The sequence below is a fragment of the Kitasatospora sp. NPDC048296 genome, from assembly GCF_043201815.1.
Classification (GTDB): Bacteria; Actinomycetota; Actinomycetes; order Streptomycetales; family Streptomycetaceae; genus Kitasatospora.
On sequence record NZ_JBICZB010000066.1, the window covers coordinates 24,606 to 46,078 of the forward strand.

At 70.8% G+C, this 21,473-nt stretch carries 25 protein-coding genes and 3 pseudogenes; 15 read left to right on the forward strand and 13 right to left on the reverse strand.

Translation table 11 applies throughout. The features are described from left to right. The first annotated feature begins 169 nt into the window (after positions 1-169). Entirely contained in the window at positions 170-1,021 is an 852-nt protein-coding gene (locus tag ACGF12_RS29930) for a hypothetical protein (protein ID WP_393036733.1), read from the forward strand. Here the strand turns inward: ACGF12_RS29930 and ACGF12_RS29935 are convergent. From ACGF12_RS29935 to ACGF12_RS29955, 5 genes are all read right to left on the reverse strand, one after another. Further along, a complete protein-coding gene (locus tag ACGF12_RS29935; protein WP_393036736.1) occupies positions 991-1,677 on the reverse strand; it encodes a C39 family peptidase in 687 nt (228 codons plus the stop codon). The genes ACGF12_RS29930 and ACGF12_RS29935 overlap by 31 nt on opposite strands. A gap of 35 nt (positions 1,678-1,712) precedes the next feature. Then, positions 1,713-2,237 (reverse strand): DUF4188 domain-containing protein, encoded by a 525-nt coding sequence (locus ACGF12_RS29940; RefSeq protein ID WP_393036804.1) that lies wholly within the window; start codon positions 2,235-2,237, stop codon positions 1,713-1,715. 118 nt (positions 2,238-2,355) lie between these two features. Next, the gene (locus ACGF12_RS29945; RefSeq protein WP_393036739.1) at positions 2,356-2,961 is read right to left on the reverse strand and encodes a TetR/AcrR family transcriptional regulator; all 606 of its coding nucleotides are present in this window, start codon (positions 2,959-2,961) and stop codon (positions 2,356-2,358) included. A gap of 121 nt (positions 2,962-3,082) precedes the next feature. Next, positions 3,083-4,069 carry an aldo/keto reductase gene (locus ACGF12_RS29950; protein ID WP_393036742.1) on the reverse strand — a complete coding sequence of 329 codons (987 nt, stop codon included), beginning with the start codon at positions 4,067-4,069 and terminating at the stop codon, positions 3,083-3,085. A 59-nt stretch (positions 4,070-4,128) separates the two neighbouring features. Continuing rightward, entirely contained in the window at positions 4,129-4,629 is a 501-nt protein-coding gene (locus ACGF12_RS29955) for an ABC transporter permease (RefSeq protein ID WP_393036744.1), read from the reverse strand. An 83-nt stretch (positions 4,630-4,712) separates the two neighbouring features. Between ACGF12_RS29955 and ACGF12_RS29960 the strand changes: the two genes are divergently transcribed. Continuing rightward, entirely contained in the window at positions 4,713-4,859 is a 147-nt protein-coding gene (locus tag ACGF12_RS29960; RefSeq protein ID WP_393036747.1) for a hypothetical protein, read from the forward strand. 30 nt (positions 4,860-4,889) lie between these two features. Beyond that, a pseudogene (locus ACGF12_RS29965) lies at positions 4,890-5,390 on the forward strand (TetR/AcrR family transcriptional regulator C-terminal domain-containing protein); the annotation flags it as partial. Between the two features lie 72 nt (positions 5,391-5,462). On the opposite strand, the gene ACGF12_RS29970 reads toward ACGF12_RS29965, so the two are convergent. The 3 genes from ACGF12_RS29970 to ACGF12_RS29980 form a co-directional block, all read right to left on the reverse strand. Then, positions 5,463-6,848, reverse strand: a complete 1,386-nt coding sequence (locus ACGF12_RS29970; protein ID WP_393036750.1) for a pyridoxal-phosphate dependent enzyme — start codon at positions 6,846-6,848, stop codon at positions 5,463-5,465. A 114-nt stretch (positions 6,849-6,962) separates the two neighbouring features. Next, positions 6,963-7,484, reverse strand: a complete 522-nt coding sequence (locus tag ACGF12_RS29975) for a hypothetical protein (protein ID WP_393036753.1) — start codon at positions 7,482-7,484, stop codon at positions 6,963-6,965. 29 nt (positions 7,485-7,513) lie between these two features. Continuing rightward, entirely contained in the window at positions 7,514-8,086 is a 573-nt protein-coding gene (locus tag ACGF12_RS29980; protein WP_393036756.1) for a hypothetical protein, read from the reverse strand. Between the two features lie 601 nt (positions 8,087-8,687). Between ACGF12_RS29980 and ACGF12_RS29985 the strand changes: the two are divergent. Together ACGF12_RS29985 and ACGF12_RS29990 are read left to right on the forward strand one after the other, a co-directional pair. After that, a pseudogene (locus tag ACGF12_RS29985) lies at positions 8,688-8,915 on the forward strand (hypothetical protein); the annotation flags it as partial. Positions 8,916-8,925: 10 nt separating this feature from the next. Further along, positions 8,926-9,252, forward strand: a complete 327-nt coding sequence (locus tag ACGF12_RS29990) for a hypothetical protein (protein WP_393036758.1) — start codon at positions 8,926-8,928, stop codon at positions 9,250-9,252. A gap of 13 nt (positions 9,253-9,265) precedes the next feature. Here ACGF12_RS29990 and ACGF12_RS29995 read toward each other — a convergent pair whose 3' ends face one another. Continuing rightward, positions 9,266-9,826, reverse strand: a complete 561-nt coding sequence (locus ACGF12_RS29995; RefSeq protein WP_393036761.1) for a hypothetical protein — start codon at positions 9,824-9,826, stop codon at positions 9,266-9,268. 152 nt (positions 9,827-9,978) lie between these two features. Between ACGF12_RS29995 and ACGF12_RS30000 the strand changes: the two genes are divergently transcribed. Together ACGF12_RS30000 and ACGF12_RS30005 are read left to right on the forward strand one after the other, a co-directional pair. Further along, positions 9,979-11,121, forward strand: coding sequence for a serine hydrolase domain-containing protein (locus ACGF12_RS30000; RefSeq protein WP_393036764.1), 1,143 nt, complete (start codon positions 9,979-9,981; stop codon positions 11,119-11,121). Beyond that, complete coding sequence (locus ACGF12_RS30005; protein WP_393036767.1) at positions 11,109-11,675, forward strand: hypothetical protein; 567 nt, start codon at positions 11,109-11,111, stop codon at positions 11,673-11,675. Before ACGF12_RS30000 ends, ACGF12_RS30005 begins: the two co-directional genes overlap by 13 nt. A 61-nt stretch (positions 11,676-11,736) precedes the next feature. Here ACGF12_RS30005 and ACGF12_RS30010 read toward each other — a convergent pair whose 3' ends face one another. Continuing rightward, positions 11,737-13,125: an alpha/beta fold hydrolase gene (locus tag ACGF12_RS30010; RefSeq protein ID WP_393036770.1), complete on the reverse strand. Its 1,389-nt coding sequence runs from the start codon at positions 13,123-13,125 to the stop codon at positions 11,737-11,739. Positions 13,126-13,332: 207 nt separating this feature from the next. Here ACGF12_RS30010 and ACGF12_RS30015 point away from each other — a divergent pair, with 207 nt between their 5' ends. After that, on the forward strand, positions 13,333-13,905 hold the full coding sequence (locus ACGF12_RS30015) for a ricin-type beta-trefoil lectin domain protein (protein ID WP_393036773.1): 573 nt from the start codon (positions 13,333-13,335) through the stop codon (positions 13,903-13,905). Between the two features lie 169 nt (positions 13,906-14,074). On the opposite strand, the gene ACGF12_RS30020 is transcribed toward ACGF12_RS30015, so the two are convergent. The 3 genes from ACGF12_RS30020 to ACGF12_RS30030 form a co-directional block, all read right to left on the reverse strand. Beyond that, complete coding sequence (locus ACGF12_RS30020) at positions 14,075-14,884, reverse strand: alpha/beta fold hydrolase (RefSeq protein ID WP_393036775.1); 810 nt, start codon at positions 14,882-14,884, stop codon at positions 14,075-14,077. A 61-nt stretch (positions 14,885-14,945) separates the two neighbouring features. Further along, a complete protein-coding gene (locus ACGF12_RS30025) occupies positions 14,946-15,671 on the reverse strand; it encodes a hypothetical protein (RefSeq protein ID WP_393036778.1) in 726 nt (241 codons plus the stop codon). 49 nt (positions 15,672-15,720) lie between these two features. After that, positions 15,721-16,134: an ATP-binding protein gene (locus tag ACGF12_RS30030; protein ID WP_393036781.1), complete on the reverse strand. Its 414-nt coding sequence runs from the start codon at positions 16,132-16,134 to the stop codon at positions 15,721-15,723. Between the two features lie 186 nt (positions 16,135-16,320). On the opposite strand from ACGF12_RS30030, the gene ACGF12_RS30035 reads away from it, so the two are divergent. The 7 genes and pseudogenes from ACGF12_RS30035 to ACGF12_RS30065 all read left to right on the forward strand — a co-directional run. Then, on the forward strand, positions 16,321-17,181 hold the full coding sequence (locus ACGF12_RS30035) for a helix-turn-helix domain-containing protein (RefSeq protein ID WP_393036784.1): 861 nt from the start codon (positions 16,321-16,323) through the stop codon (positions 17,179-17,181). Then, positions 17,178-17,411, forward strand: coding sequence for a DUF397 domain-containing protein (locus tag ACGF12_RS30040; protein WP_393036787.1), 234 nt, complete (start codon positions 17,178-17,180; stop codon positions 17,409-17,411). The genes ACGF12_RS30035 and ACGF12_RS30040 overlap by 4 nt, the downstream gene beginning before the upstream one ends. Before the next feature lie 224 nt (positions 17,412-17,635). Further along, positions 17,636-17,899 (forward strand): hypothetical protein, encoded by a 264-nt coding sequence (locus ACGF12_RS30045; protein WP_393036790.1) that lies wholly within the window; start codon positions 17,636-17,638, stop codon positions 17,897-17,899. Continuing rightward, positions 17,871-18,395, forward strand: a complete 525-nt coding sequence (locus ACGF12_RS30050; RefSeq protein ID WP_393036792.1) for a DUF6879 family protein — start codon at positions 17,871-17,873, stop codon at positions 18,393-18,395. The genes ACGF12_RS30045 and ACGF12_RS30050 overlap by 29 nt, the downstream gene beginning before the upstream one ends. Positions 18,396-18,420: 25 nt before the next feature. Continuing rightward, on the forward strand, positions 18,421-19,269 hold the full coding sequence (locus ACGF12_RS30055) for a DUF5753 domain-containing protein (protein ID WP_393036795.1): 849 nt from the start codon (positions 18,421-18,423) through the stop codon (positions 19,267-19,269). Positions 19,270-19,717: 448 nt separating this feature from the next. After that, positions 19,718-21,172 carry an ASCH domain-containing protein gene (locus tag ACGF12_RS30060; RefSeq protein WP_393036798.1) on the forward strand — a complete coding sequence of 485 codons (1,455 nt, stop codon included), beginning with the start codon at positions 19,718-19,720 and terminating at the stop codon, positions 21,170-21,172. Then, positions 21,169-21,473 (forward strand): annotated as a pseudogene (locus tag ACGF12_RS30065) (hypothetical protein); the annotation flags it as partial. The gene ACGF12_RS30060 and the pseudogene ACGF12_RS30065, both read left to right, overlap by 4 nt.

The following is a 21,473-nucleotide window of genomic DNA, read 5'->3' on the forward strand; positions in this document are numbered from 1 at the left end:
CACACGCCGTGCGGGGTTACCGGGCCCGCCACCGTGGTCATCAGCACTTGAGCGGCCCGCGCGTCCGCCCGAGCGGCACCGGCACCGCGCCGCCCGGGCGTCCGCCGGACCGTCCCGACCAGTCGAGCTCCCCGCGCCCGCCCGGAGCTCTGTCCGAGGAAGGCTTCCGATGGCCGATCTCGTCCACCCCGCCCGCGCGCTCTGGTGGCTCTTCGAGCCGGTGCACGCCGTCACCTACTTCCAGCCCGAGGCTCAGGAGACCTTCGAGGGGGCCGGGCTGCGCGGCTTCTGGCGCGGCTACTTCGCCGGCCGCTCGGCCCCGCTGGGCGCGGTGGACGCACCGCCGGTGATCGCCGCGTTCTTCAACTTCGCCCCGGCGATGGTGGAGCGGGCGCTGCCCGCGGTGTGGTCGCTGGCGAGCCCGGAGGAGACGCTGACCGCCCGGCTGAAGGGCTCGGGGGCGGCGCTGGCCCGGCTGCTGGAGCACGTGAACCGGGAACAGGTCGAACGGGCGGTCGAGACGCTGGAGCAGGCCGCGGCCCGGCTGGACTGCGCCGGCCGGGTGCTGGCCGCCGCCAACGCCGCGCTCCCCCGGCCGACCGGGCTGTACGAGCGGCTCTGGCAGGCCGCCACCGTGATGCGCGAGCACCGCGGCGACGGCCACGTGGCCGCACTGGTGGCCTCCGGGCTGGACGGCTGCGAGGCGCTGGTGATCCGCTGTGCGATGGACATGCGGCGCGAGCAGCTCCAGCCGGTGCGCGGCTGGACGGACGCCGAGTGGGAGGCGGCCGCCGAGCGCCTGGTCGAGCGCGGCTGGCTGACCGCGGCCGGCACGGTGACCGAGCTCGGCCGGATCCGCCACCAGGCCCTGGAAGCCGCCACCGACCTGGCCGCCGCCCGGGTCTGGGAGGACTACCCCCGCGCCGAACTGGACGAGCTGGCCGCCGCGTTGAAGCCGATCTCGGCGCTCTGTCGGAGCAACGCACCGTTCTACCCGGTCGGGCTGCCGGACAACACCTGACGCTCCCCCGCGCCGGGCGGGCCGAGCACGATCCCCCGCCCGGCGTAGAACAACCCGAACGAGCGCCACGGCACCCGCGCGAAGGCCTGCGACTCCTCCGGGAAGCCGGAGGGGTTGTGGATCAGCAGCGCGGTGTCCGTGGCGCCCACCGCCAGCACCAGGTGGCCGCCGCGCCGGACCGGCTCCGGCCCGTGCGGCTCCCGGATCGTCGGGTGCACCGAGAGCATCACCAGCCGCCCGTCGGCCACCTCGACCGCCACCTCCCCGGGCGTCAACTCCCGTGCGTACGCGACCAGTCCCCAGCGCCGCCGGACGTAGTCGGCGAACGGCGCGTGGACCAGCCCGCGCAGGCTCTCGCCGTCCTTCACGTACGCGCCCGCCGCCACGCACTCGGCGGCCAGCGCCATCGTCGTCGGGGTCACCCCCCACCAGTGCTCCAGCGCCATCCGCAGACAGGCCACCCCGCACAGCCGCCAGGACCACCAGGCGTACTCCTCCGGGCTGGCCGCCCCGGACTGCCCCCACCGCGGGTCCCGCGCCGCGTCCAGCTGCCCGTCCACGATCGCCCGCGCCAGCTCCGCGGACTCCCACTGCGCCCGGTACGGCACCTCGTGCACCACCCGCGCCGGCCGCGCGGCGCCGCCCTGATCGACCATCCCCCGACGCTCTCACGCCAGGGTGGTCGGACGACTCACGACACTCCCTGAGGGCCCTCGCCCTCCCCCGACCGGTAGGCCAGGCGCTGGGCGGCGTGCCGGCCGCGGTCCTCCACCGGCAGCGCGCCGGTGGCGCCGGCCAGGCCGAACGGCGGCATGTCGAAGTAGATCGACTCGTAGCCGCCCTCGGGGGCGATGTACGTCTCGTGCCAGAGCCCGACGTGCTGACGGGTCCTGCCCTCGCGCACCTTGCGGTTGGCGATGCCCCACACGGTGTGGTGGAGGCCGTCCGGCGCGCTCGCGTAGCCGTACAGCTTCTCCTTCGACTCCCAGTACTGGACGACGTAGTAGGTGCGCGGCGAGGCGGTGAGCAGGATCCGGCCGCGCAGCCCGCGCTCGGGGCTGCGGCGCAGCTCGCGCAGCATCCGGAGCATCGCGAACATCACCGGGCCCCAGTGGTGCACGGCCCAGAAGCGGTTGATCCGCATGCCGATCAGCAGCACCACGGTGTCGCCGGTGGCACCGGCGGTGGTGTAGCCGGGCAGCGGCCTGGCGAACATCGAGCGGACGAACGTGGTTCCCCTGGACATCCCGACCTCCCGGACCCGCACCCCATGTAATCGGCGATTACATCAAGGCCCGGGAGACCGGTCAAGGCTCACCACAGCCACAATTGCCTTAATGCGCTGGCCTGTTGGCGATCCCCTGGCGGAAGGTGTCCAGCACCTGGACGGCCAGCTCCTCCGCCTTCTCGGCCGGCAGGTAGCCGTCCACGATCATCTGCGCCAGCCCGTACACCAGCGCCTGCCCGGACAGCAGCACCAGATCCGGATCACCGGGCCCCAGCCGTCCCGCCTGCTGGTCCGCCAGGATCAGTCCGGTGAACGCCCGGTCCATCCCGTCCAGCCGCTCGCGCAGCTCCGGATCCGGCGAGGCCGCGAACACCCGCGAGCGCACCAGCTCGAACCGCCGCGGATGACGCAGCGCGTACCGGACGAATCCCAGCCCGAGCGCCCGCATCCCCGACCCGCCGGCCGCCTCCGCGGCCGCCACCTGCGCCTCCTGCCAGTGCTCGAAGTCCGCCAGCACCCGGTCCGCCAGCGCGGTCAGCAGGGCCTGCCGGTCGGCGAAGTGCCGGAACGGCGCGCCCGCCGACACCCCCGCCCGGCGCGCCACCTCCCGCACGCTCACCTTCTCCTGACCCTGCTCGTCCAGCACCTCGAAGGCCGCCGTCACCAGCGCCTCCGGCAACGCCCCGTGGTGGTACGCCTCCCGCTCGCTCATGGCTGCCTTGCTACCACAATCCGGGCCGTCGACGGACGGGCGAACGGCTGTTCACCGGGGGCCGACCCCCGGGGCCGGGCCCCGGGGGTCGGCGCCGCGGGTCGGCGCCGTAGGCCCAGGCCTACCAGGCGTAGTCCTCCGGGGCGGGCCGGTGCCCGGGGAAGAGGTCGTCGAGGTGGTCGAGGGTCTTCTGGTCGAGCTTCAGGTCGAGGGCCGCGAGGGCGGCGTCGAGGTGGGCCGGGGTGCGGGGGCCGATGATGGGGGCCGTGACGGCCGGGCGGGAGAGCAGCCAGGCGAGGGCGAGGTCGGCGGGGTCGGTGCCGAGTTCGTCGGCGAAGTCCTCGTAGGCCTGGATCCGCTCGCGGTACTTCTCAAGGAGCTCGCTCGCGTAGCCCAGCGCGCTGCGGCCGCGGGTGCCCTCGCGCTCCTTGCGCAGGACGCCGCCGAGCAGGCCACTGCGCAGCGGGGACCAGGGGATCAGTCCGAGGCCGTAGTGCTGGAGGGCGGGGATGACCTCGAGTTCGACGGTGCGGTCGAGCAGGTTGTAGAGCGACTGCTCGCTGACCAGGCCGAGGAAGTGCCGGGAGCGGGCGGCCTCCTGGGCCTGGGCGATGTGCCAGCCGGCGAAGTTGCTGGAGCCGACGTAGATGATCTTGCCCTGGGCGACCAGGACCTCCATCGCCTGCCAGATCTCCTCCCAGGGCGTGTCCCGGTCGATGTGGTGCATCTGGTAGAGGTCGATGTGGTCGGTCTGCAGCCTGCGCAGGCTGGCCTCGACGGCCTTGCGGATGGCGAGCGCGGAGAGTCGGCCCTCGTTGGGCCAGTCGCTCATCTCGGCGTAGGCCTTGGTGGCGAGCACGGTGCGCTCGCGACGCCCGCCGCCCTCGGCGAACCAGCGGCCGATGATCTCCTCGGTGCGGCCCTTGAGGTTGCCCTCGCTGTCGCGGCCGTAGGCGTTGGCGGTGTCGAAGAAGTTGATGCCGCGCTCGTGGGCGGTGTCCATGAGGCGGTGGGCCTCGGCTTCCTCGGTGTGGGGGCCGAAGTTCATGGTGCCGAGGCAGAGACGGGAGACGGTCAGGCCGGTGCGGCCGAGGTGGGTGTACTCCATGGCGCCCCACCCAAGACCACACCGGCACGAGTGTCCAGCACATTTCAGGACCCGGTGGGTCACCGTCCGTGCGTGGCGAACTTCCGTACGGCCAGCGGCCCGCAGAGCGCGAGCAGCAACGCGCTCCAGAGCAGCGAGGCGAGCACCGCGTGCTGCATCGGCCAGGCGCCGCCGGGCGCGGACGGGTTGTCGAAGAGTTCGCGGCAGGCCTGGACGACGGAGCTGATCGGGTTCCAGTCCGCGACCACCCGCAGCCAGCCGGGCATCCCGCCGGTGGGCACGTAGGCGTTGGTGATCATCGCCAACGGGAAGACGACGACGGATAGTTGGCCGGCCGCCTCCTCCTTGCCGACGGCCCGGCCGAGCAGCGTTCCGACCCAGGTCATCACGAACCGGAAGAGCAGCAGCAGCGCGAACGCCCCCAGCGCGTCGGCCGTCCCGTGCCGGGCGCGCCACCCGGCGGCCAGCCCGACCAGCGCGAGCAGCGCCAGCACGACCACGCTGACCAGCAGGTCGGCGAGGGTCTGCCCGAGCAGCAGGCCGGTACGGGAGACCGGCATCGAGCGCAGCCGGTCGGTGACCCCGCGCCCGACGTCGCGGGCGGCGCCGAACCATGGTGGGCATGATGCCGTTGGTGGCGACCATGGCGAACAGTCCGGGCATCAGGAACTCCCGGCAGTCCCCGCCGCCCGGCACCTGCATGGCGCTGCCGAGGACATATCCGAAGACCACCACCATGACCACGGGAACGCCCAGCGAGGCGGCCAACAGGCCCGGCGAGTGGCGGTAGTTGAGCAGGACGCGGAGCATCGAGGTCCAGGTGTCGGAGGCCAGTCGGCCGCCGAGCGAGGGGCGCGAGGCGGCCGGCCCCGAAGCGAACGGCACGGCGGCCATCAGGCGGCCCTCCCCAGGTCGGCGGAACCGGACTCCCGGAACTCCCCTGACTCCCCGGACTCCCCTGGCGCACGAGCAGCTCGCCATCTTCCGCCGCCACCCCTGGCTGCCCGCCCTGGTGCCGGCGCGCCCGAGCATCGGCCCCAACGCCCTGCGCTACACCGACCACTTCCTGGCCGTCACCGCCCCCACCGGCCTGGCGGGCGGGCGGCTGATGGAGGTGATGGCGCTGTTCAACGGGTTCATCTGCCAGTTCGCCCAGTACGAGCAGACGGCCGCCGCGGGCGCCAAGTGGCAGACCGAGATGGTCGGTTACCTCACCCAGGCGGCGATGAGCGGCGCATACCCGCACCTCGCCCAGGCGTTCGCCACCGCGGGCCCGCCGGCCGACCCGGACCAGGCCTTCGACCGCACCCTGGACCGGGTCATCCACGCCATCCTGGCGCCCGCGGCGGGACAGGGCCGGTCCGACCGGATCCGCCGGACGGGCCCCTGCCGGCTACCGGATGAGCGCGGCCCGGGTCAGCACCCCGGCCGCCTTCCCGTCCACCAGCACCACCACCCCCGGCTGCCCGCCCGCCAGCAGCGCGGCCCGCGCGTCGGCGGCCGGCTGCCCGACCCCGAACGTCGGCAGGGCCGGACCGAGCAGCGGGCGCACCGGGTCGTCACCCTTGGCGTCGCCGTTCGCGAGCGCCACCTCCAGCACCTCCCGGGACACCGAGCCGAGCACCTCCGCGTCGGCCACCCCGTACGGCCGCGCCGCCCGCGGCAGTACGGCCGGGGCGACCCCGCCGGGCGCGGTCCGCAACGCCTCCAGCGCCTCGCCGACGGTCGCGTCCGCGCCGACCGTCACCAGCGGGCCGGCCGCCGCCAGCGCGGCGCGCAGCTCCGTCTCCCCCGGCTCCTCCAGGAAGCCCCAGCGCCGCATCCACCCGTCGCTGTGCACCTTGGACAGGTAGGAGCGGCCCGAGTCCGGCAGCAGCACCACGACCAGGTCCTCCGGCCCCAGCCCGCGCGCCACCCGCAGGGCCGCCGCCACCGCCGTACCGGACGACGGACCGGCCAGGATGCCCTCCTCGCGGGCGAGCCGACGGGCCGTCAGCAGCGATTCACGGTCCGGGATCCGCTCGAAGGAGTCGATCACCTCCGAGCGGTAGGCCTGCGGCCAGCGGTCCTCGACCGTCTCGGGGTGCAGGAAGTGCCCGATGCTCTCGACAAACCACGGGCTGCCGTCCCCGCCGCCGTACGAGGAGGACTCCGGGTCCGCGCCGATGACGGTCACCGCGCCACCGGACACCTGCTTGAGGTGGCCGCCGGTGCCGGTGACGGTGCCGCCGGTGCCGACGCCCGCCACGAAGTGGGTCACCCGGCCGCCGGTCTGCTCCCAGATCTCGGGACCGGTGGTGCGGACATGGGCGTCCGGATTGGCCAGGTTGTCGTACTGGTTGGCGAGCCAGGCACCGGGGATCTCCTCGGTGAGCCGCCGGACCACGTTGAACAGGTGCCGGGGATCCTCCTGCGCCGCCGTGGTCGTCGCGAGCACCACCTCGGCGCCGTACGCCCGCAGGATGTCCGACTTCTCCGGCGACGACTTGTCCGACACCCCGGCGATCACCCGGTACCCGCGCTGACGGCCCACGATGGCCAGCCCGATGCCGGTGTTGCCGGAGGTCGCCTCGATGATCGTCCCACCGGGCTTCAGCAGACCGTCCCGCTCGGCGGCCAGGATCATCGACAGTGCGGCGCGGTCCTTGACGCTGCCGCCGATGTTGAGGAACTCGGCCTTGGCATAGATCGGCGCGGCGATCCCGGCACCCAGCCGGGCGAGGCGGAACAGCGGCGTCCCGCCGATCGCGTCGAGGACGGATTCGTGCACTGCGGTCATCATGCGCTCCTTCATCCGGTGCAACGTGTGCATACGTGTCCGAGCGAGCCTGCCCACACCCGCGCCCGGCTAGCCGTCCCGGTACACGCCTCCCCCGTCCGAGGGAGCCGGCCCCTACCGGCGCAGGACGCCCTCCAGGGCCGGGCTCCGGAACAGTGGGATCACCGACGACGAGGAGTGCACACCATGACCCGACACCATCAGCGCCTGGTCGCCCTGGCCGGCAGCCTTGCCCTGCCCTACATCGCGCTGAAGTCCTACTGGGCAGCCGGCGGCCGGGCCGGGGTGGCCGACGGCTTCGAGATGGCGGACGAGTTCCGGCGCAACGGTGCGCCCGCCGCCCTGGTCTGGCTGGAGCGGCAGGGCGTCGACTTCACCGCTGTCCTGGCGCTCACGGGCGTGGCCCTCGCACTGCTGCTCGCCCATCGCCCGCCGGTCCGCCCGCTTCCCCGGCGCGTGTTGCTCGCCCCCGCCTGGGCGGGCACCCTGCTGATCCCGTACGGCCTGCTCACCGGTCTGTTCGGTGCGCTCGGCAGCGGCTCCGGCGACGACCCGCTGACCGGCTGGGTGGGCCCGGCCGGCGCGGCGGCCTTCGTCGGCATCGGCACCGCGCTCGTGCTCAGCGCCTGGCCGCACCGGCCTTTCCGCCGGACCGCGACCGCTCGCTAGCCTGGCGAGGTGCTGTTCCTGATCGCTTGCAGGGCGGCCTCCGGGGAGTCCACGGAGATGTAGATCGTCGAGGCCTCGACCGTTCCGTGCTTGCCCAGTTCGACGCTCAGCGGCTCCGCCAGCTCGATGCAGAAATTGACCGAGCTTCCGACCGAGCAGGCGAGGGAGCGAGACTCCCCCGGCACCTGACGCACCCCCCGGCCCTCGACGGTCCGCATCGTACGGGACGCCGAACGCACCGCGTGTCTCGGCAGGGTGATCCCGCCCAGCACCCCCGTGCGCAGGACCATCCGTGATGGAGAGACCAGGTGCGGATGGCGCACCATCGCAGCCACCAGGCCGAAGGACGCGAGGATCAGCAGCGCCTCAAGCGTCAGATGGGCCGGCCGGAGAGCAGGCGGGAACATCCTGTCTACGAGGACCGCAAGGAAGACCTCCATCCCGGCGAGGATCATGACCAGTTGGCGCACATCTGACGAATGGGAGAGCCGCGCCGCCTCCCGATCCTCCTCCGGGAGGGGACGCCGTGCGATCCACTTGGCCAGCGATCCTGCCAGGATCCGCGCCACACGCGGTCCTGAAGGCCTGAACGTCACCTGTTCCTGGGAATTATCTGGCAAAACAAGAAATTCCTTCCGGCGGCCCGAAGTCGACCATTCGGCGACGGCACCCCGGGGAGCGCAGCCAGCCTGGCAATACCGCGGCGACGAACACCGGTTCAGCCGCAGCCTGGGCATCAGAGTGGAAAGTGAAACCCGGCGAACGACAGTCAGCCGGTGAAGAATCCGAGAACAACGCGCAACAGCGCCCGGATCGACCTGGAACGCCGACGCGGATCTACCGGCGGCCGGATCTACTGATGGCGCTGCGAACCGATCCGACTGTGCGTGAACCCTGCATCTTCATTCGCTCCCCCTCTCGATGGCACCGAAAGGTGGTCCGGTGCGTCACTTGTGCGAATGACCCGCAGCAGTCGGAACGGGTCGACCGGCGAGAACGGAGTCCAGCGGCCGCACCAACGCCCCCGAGTGTTCGGCCACCCCTCGCCAGGCCCGCCGGACCGGTCTCACGGCGGCCCGTGCTTCTCTGTCGAACTCCCAATATGTTTGCACCCGACTGATCATTGGGTCAAGCAAGGTTTGATTCACCTCAAGTGGCCGTTGTCGTACCGGTCTTGATCGGGGGCAGCCCGCCGACCCAGCCGTGCCACTCGATCGGGGCGAGCTGATCGCCCACGGGTCGCTGCAGTCTGACGACGGCGCCACCTGGCTGGGCACGGCGGTGCTGGTTCGGGCGCCGGCCCCGGAGACGGCACGCGCCGCCCTGACCCCGGACCGGTACGCCGACATTGAGGTGCACGACTGGCAATGCGGTCACAGCACCGGAGTCCCCGGCTAGAGTCCCCGGCATGACGCGCTTGAAGATCGAGATATCCGTCCCGGAGAGCCACGTCGAGCAGGTCGTCGACGCCCTCCACGCCGCCGGCGCGGGCCGGGCCGGGGAGTACGCCCGCTGCACCAGCGTCTGGCGGATCACCGGCAGTTGGCTGCCCTTGCCCACCGCGCAGCCCTACCAGGGCACGCCGGGCGAGGTGCAGCGGGCGGAGGAGTGCCGGGTGGAGTCCTTCTGCGAGCGGGAGCAGGCCGCCGCCGTCCTGAAGGCCGTCCGCGCGGTCCGCCCGTACGAGGAGGCGGTGGTGCACTTCCTGCCGCTGTACGACCCGGCCGTCGACTGAGCGCGACGGGCCCTCAGAGCCCCAGCGGGTGCGCGGACAACCAGTCGGCGTGCCGCTCACGCAGCCGGTCCCGCTCCTGCGTGGAGGCGAGGAACACATCCGCGCCGCCGTCGTACGGGTGGTGCAGCCGCCGCAGGTCGGTGTCCGCGATGATCACCCCGGCCACCTCGTCGTCCGCGACCCGGCGCAGCAGCCCGTCGAGGCAGCCGCGCCGCCACTCCAGCTGCTCGACGAAGACGTGCCAGTGGGTACGGAACTCCGGGTCGGGGTCGTCGTTCTGCAGCCAGCTCCGCCAGTGCCGGGCGCCCGGGCGCGCCGCCGGGGCACCCGGCTCGGTGGTCCACTCCGGCGTGAGCACGTACACCTGCACGCCCGCGAACAGCTCGTCCAGCACGGTGTTGTAGCGCTCCAGCACGATCGCATACTCGTGCTCGTCGTCCGGGTAGCGCTTGGATCCGGGCAGGCTGTGGAAGCGCACCCAGACGTCCCGCCCCGCCGTGTCGATCTCATGTCCGACCGGCAGGCTGCCCGGCCACCGCCGCTCCCACAGCCCGGTCAACTCAGTCAGCTCCACCCCGGTCCCCCTCCCGTGGCGAGCGCGTCCGTCACATTCGCCCCATCCGCCCCAGCTCGGCCAAAACCGCTCGTCAGGGCCCTCTCGACCCCGTACCGTGGTCCGGTCGATGATCTTGGCACACGCCACCCGAGCAGAACGGGGCAGCACGGATGCAGCAGTACCAGGGGTGGGCGGACGAGCGCTACGGCGCCGTCGCGGACGTCTTCGCCGCCAACTTCGAGGAGTTCCCCGAGCTCGGCGCCGCGGTCACGGTGTACGTCGGCGGCCGCAAGGTGGCCGAGCTGTGGGGCGGCACCGCCGACGAGCGCACCGGCCGGGCCTGGACGCGGGACACCCTGGTGCCGGTGTTCTCCTGCGCCAAGGGCGCGGTCGCCATCAGCGCCCTGCTCCTCGCCCAGCGGGGCCGGCTCGACCTGGACGCCCCGATCGCCCGCTACTGGCCCGAGTTCGCGCGCCACGGCAAGCGGGACATCACCACCCGGATGATCCTCGGCCACCGGGCCGGCCTCCCGGCGCTGGACACGGTGCTCTCCTTCGAGGAGATCGCCGCCTGGGAGCCGGTGGTCCACGCGATCGAGGAGCAGGAGCCGCTCTGGGAGCCGGGGACGACCTACGAGTACCACGGCCATGTGCTCGGCTTCGCGGTCGGCGAGGTGATCCGCCGGATCACCGGCCTGGCCCCGGGCGCGTTCCTGCGCGAGGAGCTCACCGAGCCGCTCGGCCTGCCGCTCTGGATCGGCCTGCCGGAGAGCGAACTCCCGCACGTGGCACGGCTGGTGGAGGCCGAAGGCCGCCGCCCGATGCCCGGCCCGGAGCACCTGCTCACCCGGATCGTGACCATGAACGGCGCCCTGGTCTTCCCCGGGCTGGACGTGCCGCACGGCTGGAACGACCCGGCCCTGCACGCGATCGAGCTGCCCGGCGCGGGCGCCGTCGGCTCCGCCACCGGCCTGGCCGGCCTGTACGCGGCAGCGGTCACCGGCCTGGACGGCGGCGAGCGGCTGCTCTCGTCCGACACGGTGACCGACGCGGTGCGCGAACTCTCTGCCGGAGAGGGCTTCCTGGGCTTCGACATGGGCGCCCGCTGGGGCTCCGGCGTGCTGCTCGACTCCCCCGCCTTCCGCCGGCTGCTCGGCCCGCGCAGTTTCGGCAACGACGGCGCCGGCGGCCAGTTCGCCTTCGGGGACGACGAGTTCGGCGTCGGCTTCGCGTACGTCGCCAACCGGATGATCGGCCACGGCGACGCCCGCGCCAACCGGCTGATCGAGGCGGTGCGCGGGTGCCTGTCGTGATGGACTTCCCGCGCCAGCTCGCCGCACTCGCCGTCACCGGCGGGTTCGGCGATCTGCGCTACGACGCCTCGCTGTCCGAACTCACCGCCCGGTACGGCGATCCATGGGACGCCGGGCGCGTCCACAAGGACTCGCGCTGGCCCCACGCCTTCGGCTGGGGCGACGCCTGGACGGTGTTCTGCCGCTGCCGCCGACTCCGCTCGTTCTCCCTGCCCGCCTGGCACGGGGAACTGGAACTCCCGCAGCCCTACGGCGAGCTGGACACCATCGACACCCGGGTGACCGAATCCGAGCTGACCGCCGCGCTGACCGAGGCCGGCTGCTCCTGGGAGACGGTGACGTACGAGAACATCCCCGGCCAGCGCACCCTGGAGGTGGCACCGGCCGCCGACCTGCGGGTGGCCTTCGTCCTGGTCGACCGGCTCGATAGCGATCACCCCCCTTTGGCGGACTGGCTGTTGCACAAGGTCGGCCTCTGGGGCTACGACCACCCCGACTGCCCCGAGCCGGACCGCACCCGGCCCGACGACGGCTGGGGCGCGGCCGAACGCTGAAGCGGCGACGGGCCTTTCCGACCCCCGTGCGGAACGGTCCGTCGCCGCTCGCGACTTCCGGCTACTCCAGCAGGAAGTCGTAGACCGCCTGGCGCCCGAGCGGGTTCGCCGCCCGGGTCTGCACCGAGTGCGAGGCCCCGGGGACGATCACGATCTCCGGATCGTGGGTCGACTCGGCCTGCTGGTACAGCCACTCGTACGGGGTGGAGAGGTCACGGTCGCCGCCGAGCAGCAGCACCGGCACGTTCGGCAGCTTGCGGTGTGCCGGCGGGGTCGGCGGCACCTCCTCGCGCGGCCAGTCCTGGCAGACCTGCAGGCTGCCCAGCCCGGTCGCGGTCGCCGCGTCGTACGGCCAGGTCTGTTCGGGGGTCAGGTCCTGCCGGGTCTGCGCCAGCGCGGCCGCCCGGCCCTCGACCGGGGTGTCCGACGTGCCCCACGGGTAGTGCCCATCGGCGCACAGGGTGGCGGCGTGCAGTCCCTGACTGAGCGCCTCGGCCGGTGCGGCGTCGTTCTTGTGCACCTCGTCGATGAAGGCCTGGAGCTTCTCCGGCTGCCCGCCGGCGGCCGCGTGCAGGAGCTCCGGCACCACGGCGTAGTTGGGGTCGGCGAACTCGTAGCTGGTGAGCGCGTCCAGGATCTGCGGCCCGTTGCCGTACTTCCGCACGGTGGTGGCGAGGTCGGCGGCCGGATCGGTGGTGCAGCCGGTGGCCTGGCAGGCGGCGCGCAGCACCCGGGCGGTGGCGGGCAGCGCGACCAGGTCCAGCGGGTCGTAACCCCCTTGCGGGACCACCGAGTCGAGCACCAGCCGCGCCACGTGCGCCGGGTGGGCGAGCGCGTACCGCTCGGCGACGAAGGTGCCGTAGGAGACGCCGTCGATGGTGAGGCGGTGGTCACCGAGGGCCTGGCGCAGCAGGTCCATGTCGCCGACGGTGTCCGCGGTGCTGTAGAAGCGGGCGTTCGGGCCGAGGGCGGCGGCGCAGTCGGCGATGGACTGCTTGCGGGGCGGGGTGAGGTCGGAGGAGCCCATGTCCTCCTGCAGCCCGGGGCACTGCAGCGCCCGCTGGCCGGTGCCGCGCTGGTCGTACATGACCAGGCGGTAGTCCTTGAGCACGGGCGCCATCTTGCTCGCGATCCGCCGCATCAGCGGCACGCCGGGCTGGCCGGGGCCGCCGGTGAGGAACAGCAGGTCGCCCTTGGGGGCGTCGGCGTTGCCGGCCATCGCCACGTCGAGCTGGAGGGTGCCGGGGACGGCGCCGCTGTGGTCGAGTGGCACGGTGATGGTCCCGCAGGTGAATTCGGGCGCGCTCTGGCAGGGTGCCTGCCCGGTGATCCCGCCCCCGTGCCGGTCCGGCCCCGCCGGCGCCGCGACGGCGGGGCCGGCCAGGGTGGTGCCGGCGACCACCGCGACGGCGCCCAGCAGGGCGGCGATGCGGCCGAGCTTGCTCGTCATGTTCGTCCTTCCGCTCGCACCGCGTCCGTGCTGACGCGGTCAAGGAAGTAGCTTGTGCCCGGGGCGACTTCGAAGGCGAGCATTCGGGTCAGGATTCGACCAGGGTCGAAACGTTGAACCCCCGAAGGCGGACGATTCGGAATCGCACCCCCTACTTGTTGCATGGCCATGGACAAGCCGCGAGTCGGGCCGAAAGGATTTCGGTTCATGATTGGTGAACTGGCCGCCAGGGCCGCACGGGCAACCCGAGGACGCAAGGCCAAGGCGATGGTGGTGGCAGCGCTCGCCGCAGCCGGCCTCGTCGGCGCGACAGGTAGCGCCCAGGCGTACACCGCCTGGCCAGACGTCCTGTTGATCCCTCACAACAACACACGTCAGTGCCTGACGCACATGGAATCCAACACCAGCTTCCCGACGCTGGAGACCTTCTACTGCCACCAGGGCGCGAATTACCCGTTCTACGAGTGGCGGGTCGTGTCGGGTGCTCCGGACACCGGGTACTCCAACGTCCAGATCCAGAACAAGTTCTCCAAGCGATGCCTGGTGGCACTCCAGTCCGGCTGGAACCACGGCTGGCAGGCCGAGCTGAAGCCGTGCAACCACAACGACCCGGGGCAGATCTGGGCGCTCACCCACACCGGGCAGGGGGGTGGCGGCTGGCAGTTCTTCAACTTCGCCTCACGGCGCTGCCTCGATGCCGGGGCGTCGAACCTCCTGTTCCGCCGGGAGGGCTGCGACCCGAACAACCCGTACCAGACCTGGAACGCGCCCATTCAGTAGTCGGTCTCCCCGGCCCTCTCGCTGCGGCCGAGGCCCCGACCCGACCGCCCCAGGCTGACGATCCCACTGCGCCGGGCCGGGGCAGCGAAGTGACGGCGCACTGAGGAGCGCATCGCGGCAGGCGTGTGGGCGGGCGCGGGCGGCTGATTTCGCGCCCCTCGGCCCCGGTTCACACCAACGCGCGCGGCAGCACCACCCGCACCCACTCCTCCGGCTGGGACAGATGCGGAGCGTGACCGGCGCCCTCATAGAGGTGCCGTTCCGCCTTCGGCAGGGCGAGGTCGATGAGATCCAGCACCTCGCCGAACATCGGCGCACTGCCATCGCTCTGCGTGAGCAGCGCCGGGTCGGTGAACCGGGCCAGGCCGGCGAGGTCGAGGTCGAGCGCGTCCGGGTCGCGCAGCTCGTCCAGGTAGGTCGGCGCATTGCGGATGTACGTGTGCCGGATCGGCGCGGGCAGCTGCTCCCACGCGCCCGGGCCGAAGGCCAGGCTGTCCACGTACAGTTCGGCGGCCGCCGTGGACTCCGCCTGCTCCAGCAGCTCCTGGACGGCGGCGATCCGGTCGGCGAAGGCGGTACCGATCGGGCGCAGGTCCGGATCGGCCAGCAGGATGCCGGTCCCGGGCGGCTCGTGCACGGCGATGCCGCGCATCAGATCGGGCCGGGCGGCGGCGAGACGGAGCGTGACCAGGGCGCCGTACGAGTCCCCGTAGACGAAGGCCGGCGCAAGGCCGAGCCCCTGGATCAGCCCGGCCAGGTCGGCCGCGTCCTCGTAGACCGAACCCTGGGTGAGCAGGTCCTCACTGCGGCTGTGGCCCCGGCGGTCGTAGGCGACGACGGCGGTGAACTCGGCCAGCCCCGGCATCACCCGCGCCCAGGAGTCGCTGTCGCTCCACGAACCGTGCACCAGGACAACGCCGGGACCCTCGCCACGGGCCTCGTAGTGCAGTGAGACCCCGTTCACCCTGATCTCGGCCATCATGAGCCTCCCGAAGCTCGGCGGTGCTCCCCCACCAGCCTGACACAGCCGCTGGAAACGCTCAGATCAGCGGGTCGAAGAGGTACGGCTCCCAGTGGCCGAGCCAGGAGGAGGTGGCGGAGGGCCGGTCCAGGCCCTCGGTGGACTCGTCGTACGGGAGGAAGGAGGTGGGCGCGAGCCAGCCCTCGCCGGGGTCGATGCGCAGGCGCAGGAGGCGGAGCGGGCGGTGGAGGGCGAGGTACGTGCGCAGGTCGCCGGTGGACGGGTAGTGGTCCTCGCAGCGGTCCCGGACACAGCGGCAGATGGAGAGGATGTCGGTGTCGGCGACGAGGAGATAGCGGCTGCCCGGGCCGAGGTTCACGCAGAGTCGCCGCCGGGCCTTCCTGCGCTCGCCGTAGGGGAGGTTCTGGTGGTTGTCGATGTGGAGACCGGGGCGCTTGCCGGACTCGGGGAGGACGTGGGTGGTGGGATCGCCGGGCGGGTCGTCACTGTCACCGAGGGTGACGGGGTGCGGGTCGCCGAGGGTGCCGACCATGGCGGCGAGGGTGTCGCGGTCGGTGACAGAGGAGGGGAGCTTGAAGAGCTCGACCAGGCCGGTGCCGGGGGTGAAGTAGCCCGGGGCGAAGCGCTCGGCGTAGCCGGCGGGGAGGGGCTCCCAGGAGGCGGCGTCGGGGACGACGGCGCAGGTCTCGTAGTCGGGCTCGAAGTAGAGGCGGCGGACGCGGCCGTAGTCGCAGCGGGCGTGGAGGGCGGCGGGGTTGCGGAAGGCGATCGCGGCGGGGTACATGGGGCGGATGGCTCCCTTCGTCGGTTGCTGAATTTGCGTTCTGTGGCGCTCAGTTGAGCAGGATGCGGACCCACACGCGCTTGCCCGAGCCCCGGCGGGTGATGACGCCGAAGTCGAGCGCGAGCTCGCGGACGAGTTCGACGCCCCGGCCGCCCTCCCGGAAGTGACGGGGTTCGCGGTCCTGGAGGAGGAGGTCGAAGCGCGGGTCCCACACTTCGAGGCGGCAGTCACCGCCGAACTCCTGCAGGTAGAGCCGGACTTCGTCGTGGCCCTCGCAGGCGTGGACGACGGCGTTGGTCACGAGCTCGGAGGCGATGAGGACGAGGTCGTCGGTCTTGTCACCAGTGAAGCCCCAGGCCGACAGCCGGTCCCGGACGTGCCGGCGGGCGGTACGGACCGAGGCGGCGTGGTCGGTGAGGGAGAGCTCGGAGGTGTGGAGAACAGGTGCGCTCAACGCGGACATGGGTGGCCCCTTCGCTTCGACACGGCGTCAGGTGCGTGTCCGTGCGGTCACGTTGAGTGTGGAGGAGTGGAAATCGAAAACGCAACAGCAATGCCAGAAGAAATTAATTGATCTTGATCTGGACTTGAGTCGAGGCCTGCGGTCTGGCGAGACTGGTCGTCCAACACCCGGAGGGAGGGGCACCACTTGAGCAAGGACCTGTCCGCGATCAGGCAGATCCGTCTTGGGGAGGAGCTGCGCGCCTGGCGACTGGAGAACAACAGGACGCTCAGCGGGATGACAGCCGGCCTGAAAGGGTGGAGTGCCGGTCGCCTCAGCCGGATCGAACGAGGCCTACAGCCGATCACCGCCGCCGATCTGACCACGCTGCTCGAACACGCCGGGATCGCGGGTCCCGAGCGGGAGGACTTCGAGTCTCTTCTTGCGACTGGCCCACCACAGCAGTGGTGGCGAGACCTGGACTACGCCGAAGCAATCACGCCGGCGTTCGCGGAGTACTTGGCTCTCGAAGCCGATGCCTCGGAGATACGGAACTACTTCCCGTCCGCGTTCCCCGGCTTGGTTCAGACTGAGGCCTACGCAAAGGAGATGATCGCAGCGGGCCTCGACTCGCCGAATGAGGAACGCGTCGAGGCGGGCGCCGAAGTCCGCGTCCTCCGACAGCGGCGGCTGACCCAGGAGCCACGACTCACATTCGAGGCTTACTTCGGCGAGGTCGCACTACTCGTGGCAGGCGACCAAGGAGTACTGGCTGGGCAACTCCAGCATGCTATAGAGGTCGCCCAGTACCCCAACGTGACCTTGCGAATGGTGCCGTTGAGTGCCGGTCGGCCTGGCATCCTGTCATCCGGAGTCACACTGATGCGGTTCCCCGATGACCCAGAAAACGGCTTCGCCTTCATCGAAGCTGTCGGCGGTATGCTCCCGCGTAGAACCGGCCGAGACGTACGGCGGACCGAGCGGGCCATAGCCCGCGTCCAGCGGTGCTCGCTGAGTCCGGAGGACACCATCGCCGCCCTCGAACGTAGGTTGGAAGAGCTGACGTGAGCCAGAAGCACGACCCGTACGACCACAATCCCGCAGACGCCGAGTGGTTCAAGTCGCCCTTCTCCGGGGACGGTAACGGCGACTGCGTGATCATCGCCCGCTTCGACAACGGCGATGTGTGGCTCGGCGACGACAAGAACCCCGACCGCCCCCACCTCGCCTTCAACCAGGCCGAGTGGACCGCCTTCATCCAGGCCATCGAAGCCCGGGACCCCCGCTTCACCGCCTAAACAGCCCTCCGGCCCTGCCCGCCCTTCGCGGGCAGGGCCGCTCCCTGTGGCCGCAGCCGTCTCCGCACGGGTCCCACCAGCAAGATCACATCTACGGCTGGAGTATTGAGCTAGCGGTTCGTCAGAACGAAACGCCTGACAAAGCGGCCTCGGACGCTGGATGCTGGTGTTCACGTCAGCTCGGGGCGCAAGAATGCGCAAGCTACGTGACAGGAGGGGCACCAATGACAGTACGGTTCATCGGGATCGACCCCAACACCGGCGGTGGCGGCTCGCCTTCGGTCTTCTTGGACGAGGAAGAGCAGGAACTGCTGATCCAGGGGTGGAACCCGACCCCGGAGAAGCGAGCCCTGCTCAACACCACGGAGTGGGTGCAGGGCCACGCCGTCGGCATCCCCGAGGGCGAGAACGTGGTCCGCATCCCGTTGCGGATGATCCCGATCTTGAGGAAGGCTTGTGATGACGCAGAGCGCGCCGGACTTTGCTGAGCTGCTGAGGGGCGCCACGCGTTCCGCCGTGCACCTTGAGATGCGCGACAGCTACTCTGTCGGCGACGAGATCGAGCCCTTCGAGCACTTCAAGAAGACCGGCGAGGTGGACAACGACCCGAACGCATCGTTCTGGCCGACGTGGGTTCCGCTGGTGAAGGACGCGATCTCCCGGGGCGTCGTCATGCGCCGCGCCCGGATCGTCTCGGAGCCGGTGACGGACTACATCAGGTATGAGCACGCCATCACGCCGGTCAACCTCCAGGCCGGCGAGCAGGTTCGGTGGCTTCCCCGAAGCAAGGCATCGGCCATCGCTCTTCCGGGCAACGACTTCTGGCTGATTGACCAGCGGTTGGTGCTCTTCCACTGGTTCACGGGCGATGGTGACTGGGCCGGACACGCCTTCACGGAGGACGAGGCCGCGGTGGCGCTCTGCTCCTCGGCGTTCGAGGCCGTTTGGGCGGTGGGCATGCCTCACGAGAAGTTCGCCGTCTGATCTGCTAGCACCGGACAGCCAGCCCATGCCTTCGTCGCCATCTTCCAGCGCCCACGCCGCACGTGTTGCCCTCGCGGCGCGCTTGTCCCATCTCCTCAAGGATGCCGGAATCACCGGGCGTGAGCTGTCCGCCCGGTGCAGATGGCACGCGGCCAAGACGTCCCGAATCCTGAGCGTCAAGGCCGCGCCGTCCGACTCGGATATCCGCGCATGGTGCTCAGCGTGCGGGGCGCACGACCAAGCAGAGGATCTGATTGCCACCGCCCGCGCTGTGGAGTCCATGTACCTGGAGTGGCGCAGGCTCCACAAGACCGGTATGCGCAAGGTCCAGGAGGACTTCTACAAGCTCCATGGGGAGACCGCCGTCTGTCGGGTCTATGTCTCGAACGTGGTCCCTGGGTTCTTCCAGACGCCGGCTTATGCCACCGCCCTCATGCGCTCCATCACTGATTTCCAGGGCACCCCTGATGACGTCACCGAGGCCGTTGCCGCGCGAGTGGCGCGGAGCCGCTTCCTCTACGAGGGAAACCACCGATTCGTGGTGTTGATGGAGGAGTGGGTCCTTCGATCCGGGGTCGGCTACACCAACACCATGGTCGGCCAGCTCTCCCACCTTCTCGACGTCATGCGACTTCCGTCGGTCTCCCTGGGGATCATCCCGCTGGGTGCCGCACGCACCATCTGGCCGCTGGAAGCGTTCTACCTCTACGACGAACGCCAAGCGCTCGTAGAAACGCTCACTGCCGAGGTCAACATCACGCAGCCCCGTGAACTTGCCGACTATGCGCGAGCCTTCGGGGGACTGGCTTCCAGTGCTGTGTACGGGCCTTCCGCACAATCGCTGATCATTGACGCGCGCAACGCGCTCGGGTGAATCTGCGCAACTATTCGCAACTTCGTGGCACTGTCCGTGACCCACTCCCTACGGTCTATCACGCACCCTCACCGCCTCGGCGAAGGAGAACAGACCGATGGCGAGACGCAACCCCAACCGCGCGTACCGCGAAACGTGGGCTTTCGCCAAGACCATGAGGGCCGCCACCAACGCCGACGACGCCAACGTTCCCGGCGACGGTCGCGAGCTGGCCTTTGAGGAGAAGGTCCGGCGGGCCGAGCTGCTGCGACACCGTCGGCCCCGCAGGCCCGCCACCGGACGTGGACTCCTACGCCACCAGCGCCTCGGGCTCGCGGGATTCTTCAACAGCATCCTCGCTGCCCGAGCCGAGGTTCTGACTCCCGTCGCTGCCCCGCCTGGATCAGGCCGGCCGGCGTTCTCTCTCCATCTCACCCGCCGCACCATCCCGACCCAAGGGAGGCGCACCATGACCCGTTCGACGTTGAGGTCCCCGAACACGGTGCTCGCCAACGCCGTTGAAGACGCCGTCGATGTCCTGCGGCCCCGCATCCTGGCCTCGGACATCGAGAGCATCGCCTTCTCGGTGGGCACCCAGATCAACGGACACCCCCACCTCGGCACCCACCTCGTCCAAAGCCTCGCCTTCCTGCTGGCGGAGCACGCCCGCGACGAGTTCGGTATCGACACCAGCGTGGACTTCTGCGCTCTGGACAACTCCCCGGCGGAGACTGTCAGGGCTGACGGACGACGCTACCAGCGGGCGTACGTCCACCACTTGAGTACCGAGGGGATCACGGCGCTCATATCCCGGCACTATCTGCCCCTGTTCGATGCCTGCCAGGCCAGGACGAACGTGCCGTACACGGTCAGCACCTACACCCAGCAGCAGGACACCCCGGCCTTCCGCGCCGAATTCCTGCGAACGTTGGAGCTCCTGGACGAAATCGGTTCCTGGCTGTCCCCCAACAGCGGGAGCGCCCACATCCGGCTGCCCTGCCCCGCCTGCGGGTGGGCGGAGAAGTACGCCGACCGCACGCGACTGCTGGAGCTGGATGACGCCGGGGCCCTGTTCGAGGCCGTCTGCTTCGAACACGGCCGCTACGAGGCCGACATCACGCCCTTGGGCGGCGGCTACCTCGACCTCGCCACGCTCTACCGGAACGTCGTCAAGGAACGCGCCTACCACCCCAACGACCGGACGCTCCACGTCATGGTCAAGGGCGGGGACTGGGCGTTCGGGTGCCAGCTCGTCGACGGCGCGCACACGGCCCTCGGGCTGCCGGCCGGACCATTGCCGGTCCGTATCTTCACTCCCCAGATCCTCGGCAGCGACGGCGGCAAGCTCTCGAAGAGCCTGCTCCGTGAAGCCGCCGAAGCCGGACTCGCCGAGGCCGACTCCACCCCCGCGTGGCTGTTCGACCCCTCGGCCTGGCCCGGCACCCAAGAGGACTACGTCGAAGCCCTGACCGGACTCGGCGAACTGGTGCTGAGCGACCCCAGGCACTTCTTCCGGTCCTACACCACAACCGCATTGGAAGCCCTGATGAGCACCCGCCAGCCTGCAGCGCACAACTCCCAGGCGAAGCGCCCCCGCAACATGCCGATCTACCGGCAGTACTTCGACCTGATCGCCAGCGGCGAGAAGACGGTTGAGGTTCGCGTCGCGTACGAGTCGATGAAGCGGATCAAGCCCGGAGACCTGATCAACTTCACCTGCCGGGAGCTGAGCTGTTTGACCAAGGTCAAGCGAGTCGGCAAGTACCGCACCTTCAAGGAGATGTTCGGCACCGAGCGCGTGGAGGCCGTCAACCCCCGCGCCACCGAGGCCGAACAGCTCGAAGCCATCCACGCGATCTTCCCGCCCCACAAGGAGGCGCTGGGCGTGCTCACCTTCGAGATCGAGAGGGTGGACACCGCGTGACCCCGGCCCACCGCCGCAAAGTCCTGGTGATCTGCAAGGGGAACCACTGCCGTTCCCCGATCGCCGCCCTGATCATCGCCGAGCGCTCCGCGGGGGCACTCGACGTGCGTTCGGCCGGCACCCGGAACTGGCACGTCAACAAGCCCGCGCACCCGCTGATGATCGAGGCCGCAGCCGCCTTCGGCTACGACCTGACCAGCCACAGTCCCGGGTTCGACGTAATTCGAGGGTTCTGGAGGGCCTGGTGGACTGAAAGCGCAGGTCATCGGGCTGCAGGCGGAGCGAACGGCCGAAAGTGCCT